1 protein-coding gene is annotated in these 9,750 nt (G+C 70.4%); it reads left to right on the top strand.

What is annotated here, in order from left to right; translation table 11 throughout:
* Positions 1-75: 75 nt before the first annotated feature.
* Positions 76-9,699 carry an autotransporter-associated beta strand repeat-containing protein gene (locus E2493_RS03650; protein WP_225421126.1) on the top strand — a complete coding sequence of 3,208 codons (9,624 nt, stop codon included), beginning with the start codon at positions 76-78 and terminating at the stop codon, positions 9,697-9,699.
* Positions 9,700-9,750 lie beyond the last annotated feature (51 nt).

Genomic DNA, 9,750 nt, shown 5'->3' with positions numbered 1-9,750 from the left:
TGGGAAGGCGGCGAGAGCAGCTCGATCCTCTCCGCCGCGGCCGGCCAGACGCTGACCTTCACCGGGGTTCTCGGCGTGTTCAACACGACGGGGGCACCGGCCAGCCTGCGCTTCGGCTCGGCGACCGATAGCGGCACGATCGTCCTCGCGCCGAGCTTTACCAGTCTCAGCGTCGGCGATCCGGGCGGGCTGCTCGCGGTCGAGGGCGGAATCCTGCGCGCCGGGGCCGGGACGAGCGGGCTGCCGTTCCTCGCCAACCACCTTGCCGTCACGCGGATCGACGCCGGGGCGACGCTCGACTTCAACGGCGCCAACTTCTCGGTCAACTCGATCAAGAATCTGCAGGGTAGCGGCACGCTGACCAACAGCGGCGCGACGGTGATCCGCAGCGGCAATTTCTCCGGCACGGTCGCCGGCGCCGGCGGCATCACCAAGACCGGCTCCGGCATCCTGACCCTGAGCGGCCCGCGCACCTTCACCGGCCCGGTGCGGATCGACGACGGCCTGCTCCATCTCGCCGCCGCGCCCGGCATCTCGGCCGCGGCGAGCGGCCCGACGGTCCGCTACGACGACGGCATCGTCAACGCGAGCGGCCTGGTGCTCGGCGCCGATCTCGTCACCCTCGAGGTCGCCTCCGGCACCGCGACGCAGAGCGGCGGCCTCTCCGAGGTGGACGGGCCGAACGGCATCGAGAAGATCGGCGCCGGCATGCTGATCCTCGGCGGACCCGGCAGCTATACGGGGACGAGCCGCCTCAGCGCGGGCGGCGTCACCCTCGGCGACGCCTCGGCGCTCGGCACCGGCGGGATCGCGATTTCGGGCGGTTCGCTGCGCTCGACCGCGACCGGCACGCTGGCCAATTCGCTGAGGTGGGAAGGCGGCGAGAGCAGCTCGATCCTCTCCGCCGCGGCCGGCCAGACGCTGACCTTCACCGGGCCTGTCGCCGTGTTCAACACGGTGGGAGCACCGGCCAGCCTGCGCTTCGGCTCGGCGACCGATAGCGGCACGATCATCCTCGCGCCGAGCTTTACCAGCCTCAGCGTCGGCGATCCCGGCGGGCTGCTCGCCGTCGAGGGCGGAATCCTGCGCGCCGGGGCCGGGACGAGCGGGCTGCCGTTCCTCGCCAACCACCTCGCCGTCACGCGGATCGATACCGGGGCGACGCTCGACCTGACCGGCGCCAACTTCCTGGCTAACTCGATCAAGTCTCTGCAGGGCGGCGGAACGCTGATCATCGACGGCACGGCACCGATCCGCAGCGGCGATTTCGCGGGTACGATCACCGGCACCGGCGGCGTCACCAAGCTTGGCGGCGACGCGCTGATCCTGTCCGGCAGCAACAGCTTCACCGGCGGGCTCGTGATCGCCGGCGGCACGGTCAGTCTCGGGTCCGACCTCGCCGCCGGGGGAAGCGGCAGTTTCATCCGCACCACCGGATCGGTGATCGATTATGCCGACGGGGTGGACAATGCGACGCCGATCGAGATCGCGTCGGACACGACCCAGCTCCAGGTGCTGACCGGCAGCGCCACCCAGAGCGGCGTGATCAGCGAGGATGCGCCGCCGCGCGGCTTCGAGAAGATCGGCGATGGCATCCTCGCGCTGACCGCCGTCAACACCTACACCGGCACGACGACGGTCAGCGCCGGTGCGCTCGCCGTCTCCGAGCATGGCAATCTCGGCAACAACAGCGGCGGCGGCAACGACCTCGTGCTCGACGGCGCGACCGCCGGCCTGCTGCTCACCGGCAATTATTCGTCGGACCGCAAGGTCACGATCGGCAGCGCCGGCGGCGCGATCGACACGGCGGGCTTCGACGCCGATTTCGACGAGACTTCGTCGGGCGAGGGCGTGACGTTCGATGGCCTGCTGCGCAAGCAGGGCAACGGCACGCTCAACCTCTACGGCGAGGGCTTCGGCAACGGCGGCCTGTCGATCGAGCAGGGGACGGTGGCCTTGTGGGCCGATTGCGGCTGCGGCGGCAACGGCGCCGCCGGAACCGGCACGATCACCATCGCCGGCGGCGCGACGCTGGCGGCGCCGCTCGATCCGCTCGAGGTCCTTGCCAACGACATCGTCTCTGCCGGATCCGGCGCCACGCCCGCGCTGATCGACGCCCATGGCGACGGCAATGGCACCGAGCTCACGCTCGAAGGGACGCTGTCCGGCGGCGACTTCGCTTTCATCAACTCGTCGTTCAGCGATCCCGACACCGATCCCCGTTCGGCCGTGTTCCTGACCGGGAACAACACGTACGGCGCGACCAGCGTCGGCGCCGGCGTCCGCCTCACGATCGGCGACCGGTCCGCACCCAGTCCGACCTCGGGAACGCTGGGCACCGGCGCGGTCCATCTCGCCAAGCACAGCGCGCTTGCCTTCGGCCGCTCCGACACGATGGTGGTCGGCAACGTGATCGACGGCGAGGGCGCCGTCCTGCAGCGCGGCCGCGGCACGACCGTCCTCGCCGCATCGAACAGCTACAGCGGCCGCACCCGCATCAACCGCGGCACGCTGCAGCTCGGCGCCGAGGGCGCGCTCGGCACCGGCGGGCTGACCCAGGAGGGTGGGACGCTCGACCTCGCCGGCTTCGACCTCACCCTGACGGAGGTTTTCGGCACCGGCGGCAGGATCCGCAATTCCGCGGCGGGGACGACCAGCACGCTCACCCTCGACGTGACCGGCTGCGACTGCGACGCCTATCTCGGCAATATCCTCGACGGCGCAGGCGTGGTCGCGCTCGTGAAGCAGGGCAGCGGGAGCGTCCTCCTTGCGGGGAACAATGACTATTCGGGCGGCACCCTGCTCAGCGACGGCGTGCTCGGCACCGCGTCCGACAGCGCGCTCGGCACCGGCGGGCTCGTCCAGACGGGCGGCACGCTCGACATCTATGGTCTGCTGGGCCTTGGCTCCCTCGCCGGGACCGGCGGCGAGATCACGACCAGTTCCGGTGGCCCGGCCATCCTGGGCGTGTTCGGCGGGACCACGACCTATGCAGGAACGCTGCGTGACGGGACGGGCCCGAACGTGCTGGCGCTGACCATCGGCGGGAGCGCGGACCTGACGCTGGGCGGCTCCAACGATTTTTCGGGCGGAACCGGGATCCTGGACGGCACCCTGCGTCTCGGCGCCGCCGACGCGTTCGGCACCGGCGGGCTTTTCCAGAGCGGCGGCACGCTCGACCTGAACGGCTTCGATCTCACCCTCGAGGAGATCTTCGGCTTCGGAGGACAGATCGGCAACTTCGCTACGGGCACCGCCAGCACCCTGACCATCGATCCTTTCTGCGGCTGCGCCGAATATTCTGGCGACCTGATTGACGGCGGCGGCACGCTGGCGATGGTCAAGACCGGTCCGAACGACATCTCTCTCGCCGGCAACAATTCCTACTCGGGCGGCACATTGCTGAGCGACGGCGGCCTGATCGCCGATTCCCCCAACGCGCTCGGTATCGGCGGGCTGGTGCAGACCGGCGGCGAGCTCGACGTCTACTACGGCGCGCTGACCATCTCGTCGCTCTCCGGAACGGGGGGCAGGATCACCACCAACAGCGGCGGCCTCGGCACGCTCGTCGTCACCGGCGGCACCACCAGCTACGCCGGAACGCTGCGCGATGGCGACGGCATGCTGGCCCTGACCCTCAGCGGCAGCGCGGACCTGACGCTGACCGGCACGAACAGCCTGACCGGCGGGATCATCGTCGACGGCGGGTCGCGGCTGCGCCTCGGCGCCAACCTGGCGGCGGGCGGCGCGGCCAATTTCATCGAGACGACCGGATCGGTCGTCTCCTATGCGAACGGAGTCGACAATGCGACGCCGATCACCATCGCCTCGGACACGACCCGGCTCGAGGTGCTCGGCGCCGACAGCGCGACGCAGAGCGGCGTGATCGACGAGGATGCGCCGGGACGCGGCTTCGAGAAGATCGGCACCGGCACGCTGACACTGAGCGCGGCGAATAGCTACAGCGGCACGACGAGGATCTCCGAAGGCACGCTCGCCGTCTCGAACGGCGGCAACCTCGGCGACGGCAGCCCGGGCAACGGCCTGGTCCTCGACGGCGCGACCGCGCGGCTGAAAGGGCTCGGCAGCTTCACGATGACGCGGCCGATCGAGATCGGCGGCGGCGGCACGATCGATCCGAACGGCTTCGCGATCACCCTGCGCGGCGAGATCAGCGGCGGCGACCTGGCGCTGGGCGGCGCCGCGGGCGGCAATATCCAGCTCTACGGCGACAACAGCTACGGCGCGACGACGGTGGCCGCGAACACGAAGGTCGGCGTCGGTATGTTCGAGGCGTCGGGCACGCTCGGCAGCGGCAAGGTGACGCTGGCGGATCCCTCCTCGTGGCTCCTGTTCGGACGCACCGACGATACGATCGTCGGCAACGTCTTCACGGGAAGCGGCCTCATCCAGATCGGCGTCTCGCCCGGGAAGACGATCACGCTCACTGGCGTCGCCGGCGGCACTGACGATTTCACCGGCGAGCTCTGGCTGAACAGCGGCACGACGCTGCTCAACGGCACGCTCGGCGATCACGTCGGCCGGAGCGCCCGCATGACCGTCGGCAACGGGCCGAGCGGAGCGGCGCTCAGCGGCGGCGGCACCTTCCTCGGCGACGTCTTCGTCACGGACAACGGCGTGCTCGCGCCCGGCAACAGTCCGGGGACACTGACCATCGGCGGCGATCTCACCCTGTCCGGCGCGAGCGTGCTCAACTACGAGCTCGGCCAGCCCGGCGTCGTCAACGGCCCGAACAACGATCTGATCGTCGTCGGCGGCGATCTGCGGCTCGACGGCGTGCTCAACGTCACGGCGTTCGGCAGCGGCTTCGGCCCCGGCTATTACCGGCTGATCAATTACGGCGGCACTCTCGACGATCACCTTCTCAGCATCGGCAGCATGCCGGCCGGATTCTCGCCGACGGTCACGACCAATGTGGCCGGGCAGGTGAATCTGCTGTTCACCGACGGCGCCACCCAGCTGATCCAATATTGGGACGGCACGGACCTGACCGGCGCGAGCAACGCGAACGGGGGTGACGGCGGCGCCGGCACCTGGACGGCCACCAGCACCAACTGGACGACGCCGACCGGCTATTCGATCAACGATCAGTGGCGGAAGGAGGTCGGCGTGTTCGCCGGCGCGGCCGCAGGCCTGGTGACGGTGGACGGCACCCAGGCGTTCCAGGAGCTCCGCTTCCAGACCGACGGCTATCGGCTGGTTCCGGACGGCGGCGGCGGCGCGCTCGAGACCACCGGCGGCTTCTCGATCATCGACACGGCCGCGGACGTCACCGCGCGGCTCGATCTCGAGCTCGAAGGCGCGGGCGGACTGACCAAGGCCGGCGCCGGCACGCTCGTCCTCGGCGCCGCCGCGAATTACGGCGGCGCGACCTCGATCGCCGGCGGCACGCTGCGCACCGCCAGCGACCTCGTCTTCGCGAGCAATGTGACGGACGTGGATGTTTCGGCCGGCGCCACGTTCGACGTCTCCGGAACGCTGCAGGAGATAGGCGCCCTTTCCGGCGGCGGCGGCGTCCTGCTCGGCAGCGGCCGGCTGATCTCGAGCGGGTCCTCCTCGACCTTTTCGGGCGCGATCACCGGCGACGGCACCTTCCGCAAGGTGGGAAGCGGCCTGCTGACCCTGACCGGGACCAGCCAGGTCGGCACGCTCGACATCGCCAGCGGCGGTGCGCTGAGGATCGGCGCGACCGGCAGCGTCACCGCGGACCTCGTCGACAATCGCGGCAGCCTGACCAACGCGGGCGCGGTCGTCGGGCCCTTGTTCAACGCCGCCGCCGCGACCGTCGTGAACGGCGGCTCGATCACCGGCGACGTGACGAACAGCGGCAGCTTCTCGTCGACCGGGTCGGTCGAGGGCAATCTCGCCAACCTCGGCGGCGCCAGCACTCTGCAGAACCAGATGCTCGGCAACATCGCCGTCGACTCCGGCAGCGTGACCCTGACCGGCACGACGACCGGGATCGACGGGCTCGATCTCGGCGGCGGCAGCGTCTCGCTCGGCGGCTTCGCAACCAGCATCGGCTCGCTTTCCGGGACCGGCGGCGAGGTGCGGATCGGCGGCACGATCCTGACCGTCGGCAGCGCCGGCCGCACCACCAGCTTCGCCGGCACCATTTCACAGTCAGGCGGCCTGACCAAGGTCGGCACCGGCACGCTCACCCTCGGCGGCAGCAACACCTATACCGGCACGACGACGATCAGCGCCGGGACGCTGGCGCTGTCGGCGAGCGGCGCGATCACCAGCAACGTCGTCAACGACGCCCGGTTCACCAGCCTCGGCTCGGTGACCGGGGACCTGCAGAATGCCGGCACCGCGCGCATCCAGGGCCGTCTCAGCGGCGACGTCGCCAATCCCGGCGTGGTCGAGCTGACCGGCACGACGATCGGCGTCGACGATTTCGCCAACCAGGGCATTCTTTCGGTGCTCGCCGGCACCAGCGCGATCAACACCCTCGGCGGCGCCGGGGCGGTGACTTTCGCCGGCGGCAATCTCTCGCTCGGCGCCGCCAACGGATCGATGACGATCTCGGGCGCGATCGGCGGATCGTCGGGCAGCCTGACCAAGACCGGGACGGGACCGCTGACGCTCAGCGGCGCGAACACCTTCACCGGCAGCACGAGGGTGCTGGGCGGCACGCTCGCCATCGCCTCGGGCAGCGGCCTCGGCGGAACGGTCGAGAACCAGGCGGTGCTGCAGAACGGCGGACGGATCGGCGGGCTGACGACCAACAGCGGCAGCCTGAGCAGCATTTTCGTCCTCACCGGGCTGAGCAACAGCGGCAGCGCGCAGGTGCGCGGCGAGCTGAACGGTGCGGTCGCCAATTCGGGCACGTTGACCCTGACCGGCGCCACGACCGGCATCGACGCCCTGACCCAGACGACGAGCGGCACCTTCGACCTCGCCGGCAACGACGTGACGATCGGCTCGCTCGCCGGGGCAGGCAACGTCCAGCTCGGCAGCGCCGCCCTGCGGCTCGGCGGGAACGAAGCGACGACCGATTTCGCCGGAACGATCGCGGGCGCCGGAAGCGTGACCAAGACCGGGACAGGCGCATTCACGCTCTCGGGCGCGAACAGCTACGCCGGCGGTACCGCGATCGAGCAGGGCACGCTGGCGATCGCTGCGAGCGGCTCGGTTGCCGGCGACGTCGGCAATTCGGCGACGTTCAGCAACGCGGGCCGCGTCGGCGGGGTGCTGGTCAACGCCGGGGTGGCGAGCAACAGCGGCACGATCGGCATCGGCGTCGGCAATCTGGGCGGGGGGCAGTTCACCAACAGCGGCACGGTAAACGGCGGACTCGGCAACGCCACCGGGGCGCGGGCGACGAACAGCGGCACCATCACCGGCGGCGTCTCCAATCTGGGCGAGCTGGCGAGCAGCGGGACGATCGGCGGGACGCTCGACAACAGCGGCACCGCGTCGCTGCGGGGCAGCATCGGCGGCGCCTTCAACCAGGGCAGCACCGGCTCGGCCGTGCTGACGGGCGCCCTCTCCGTCGCCGGCAATTTCACCCAGGCCGCGCCCGCGCGCCTCGATCTCGCCGGCTTCGACGCGCAGACCAGGACGATCTCGGGCGCCGGCACGATCACGCTCGGCAGCGGAACGCTCACCACCGGCACCGACGGCGTCTCGACGATCTTCGCCGGGACGATCTCCGGCGCCGGCCGCCTCGTCAAGACCGGGGCGGGCAACCTGATCCTGACCGGCAGCAACGACATCGGCGGCGGCACGACGATCTCGGCCGGTGCCGTCCAGATCGGCAATGGCGGCACCACCGGCACGCTCGGCGGGCCAATCGTCAACAACGCCTTCCTGATCATCAACCGCAGCGATGCCCTGACCCTCGCCGGGCCGATCAGCGGGACCGGCATGGTCTTCCACAACGGCACCGGCACGACGACGCTGACCGGCGCGAACAGCTACAGCGGCGGAACGCGAGTCTCGGCGGGCCGACTGGTCGGCAACACTGTGTCACTTCAAGGTGACATAAGGAACGATGCGAATCTCGAGTTCGCCCAGGCCGTTGGTGGAACCTATGCTGGACGGATCACCGGCACCGGCATGCTGGAGAAGACCGGCGCCGGGCTGCTGACGATGAGCGGAGACAGCGGCACCTTCACCGGCGGCACCTTCGTACGCGGCGGCGGGCTCAACGTCGCCGGCTCGCTTGCGCGCTCGGTGGTGACGATCGGCAACGGCGGCACCCTGTTCGGCAACGGCATCGTCGGCGGCATCGTCGCCCAGGCCGGCGGCACGGTCGCTCCGGGGAATTCGGTCGGCGTCATTCACGTCGCGGGAGACGTCACTTTCGCGCCCGGCTCGACCTATCTGGCCGAGGTCGACGCGACCGGCGCTGACCTGATCCTCGCCACCGGTCGCGCCAATCTCGCCGGCACGATCGCCGTCGCCAATTCCGCGCCGCCGGTGCCGTTCGGTACCAGCTATCTGCTGCTCCACGCCGATTTCGGCCGCAACGGCACGTTCGGCACCAACAGCTTCTCGGGCTTCAATGCCGCATACCGGCCCGAGATCCTCTACACGGCCAACGATGTCCTGCTCCGCCTCGCGCCCAACAGCCTGGCCAACATCGCTGCGGGGACGAGCTTCAGCCCGAACCAGCAGAGCACACTCGACCGCATCGATGCGGCAGTCGTCGCGGGCTACAGTCCGCAGCCTTTGTTCCCGCTCTACTTTCTGGGGGCGGCGGGCCTGCCGGGCGGGCTCGATGCGCTTTCCGGCGAGATCTACGCGACCACGATCCGGGTGCTGCTCGACGACCGGCTCGTCCGCGAGGCGACCCTCGACAGGCTGGTCGCGCTGCAGCGCCAGCCCGGCGACGGGGACGGCGCGTGGTTCCAGGCGGTGCGCTCCTGGGGGAGCGGCGACGCGGACGGCCTCGGCCAGGCGTTCGACAGCGACGTCCAGGGCTTCATCGCCGGCCTCGACCATCAAGGCAGCTTCGGCACCGGCAGCTGGCAGATCGGCCTGCAGGGCCATTGGCTCGAGACCAAGATGGGCGTGGACATGCTCGGCAGCCGCGCCGAGGTCGAGCGCGCCGGCGCCGGCATCCATGTCGGCTTCACCGCCGGCGGCTTCGCCGCGCGGATGGGGGCCAACCTCGCCAAGCTCGATCTCGACGTCCGCCGCGACGCCGTCTTCACGGGCTATAACGAGCGGATGCTGGGCAGCGGCGACGGGCTGATGTTCCAGGCGTTCGGCGAGATCGGCTATTCCGTGCCGCTCTCGGCAGCCGCCACGATCGAGCCGTTCGCGAGCATCGCCGTCACCACCGTCGATTTCGATCCGATCGTCGAGAGCGGGACCGCGGCGCTGGAGGTGCGCACCGGCCGGGAGGCGCTCGGTCTCGCCACCATCGGGGTGCGCGGCAGCGCCCGCTTCGGCGGCGAGGACTCCGGCTTCGCGCTCGACGGCAGCCTCGGCATTCGCCACGCTTTCGGCGACCGGACGGCCACGCCGATGATCGCGCTGGCTGCGGCGCCGCTGCAGGGCGGGACGATCTGGTCGCAGCAGATCGACAGGCACGCTGTCACCGGCGAGCTCGACGCGCGCTACGATTTCAACCCGCGGATCAGCCTCAGCGTCGGCTATTCGGGCGTGATCGGGGCCGACGCCCGCGATCATGCCGCGAAGGCTAAGCTCAGCATCCGCTTCTGAGGGGGAAACGGCTTTGCGCACCGAGCGACGGCTTCTAAGCGTCGTGCCATG

It is taken from the genome of Sphingomonas parva (ex Maeng et al. 2020) (assembly GCF_004564275.1).
GTDB lineage: Bacteria > Pseudomonadota > Alphaproteobacteria > Sphingomonadales > Sphingomonadaceae > Allosphingosinicella > Allosphingosinicella parva.
Note: the sequence above shows the minus strand (reverse complement) of the source record. Positions and strands in the feature narration are given on the sequence as shown.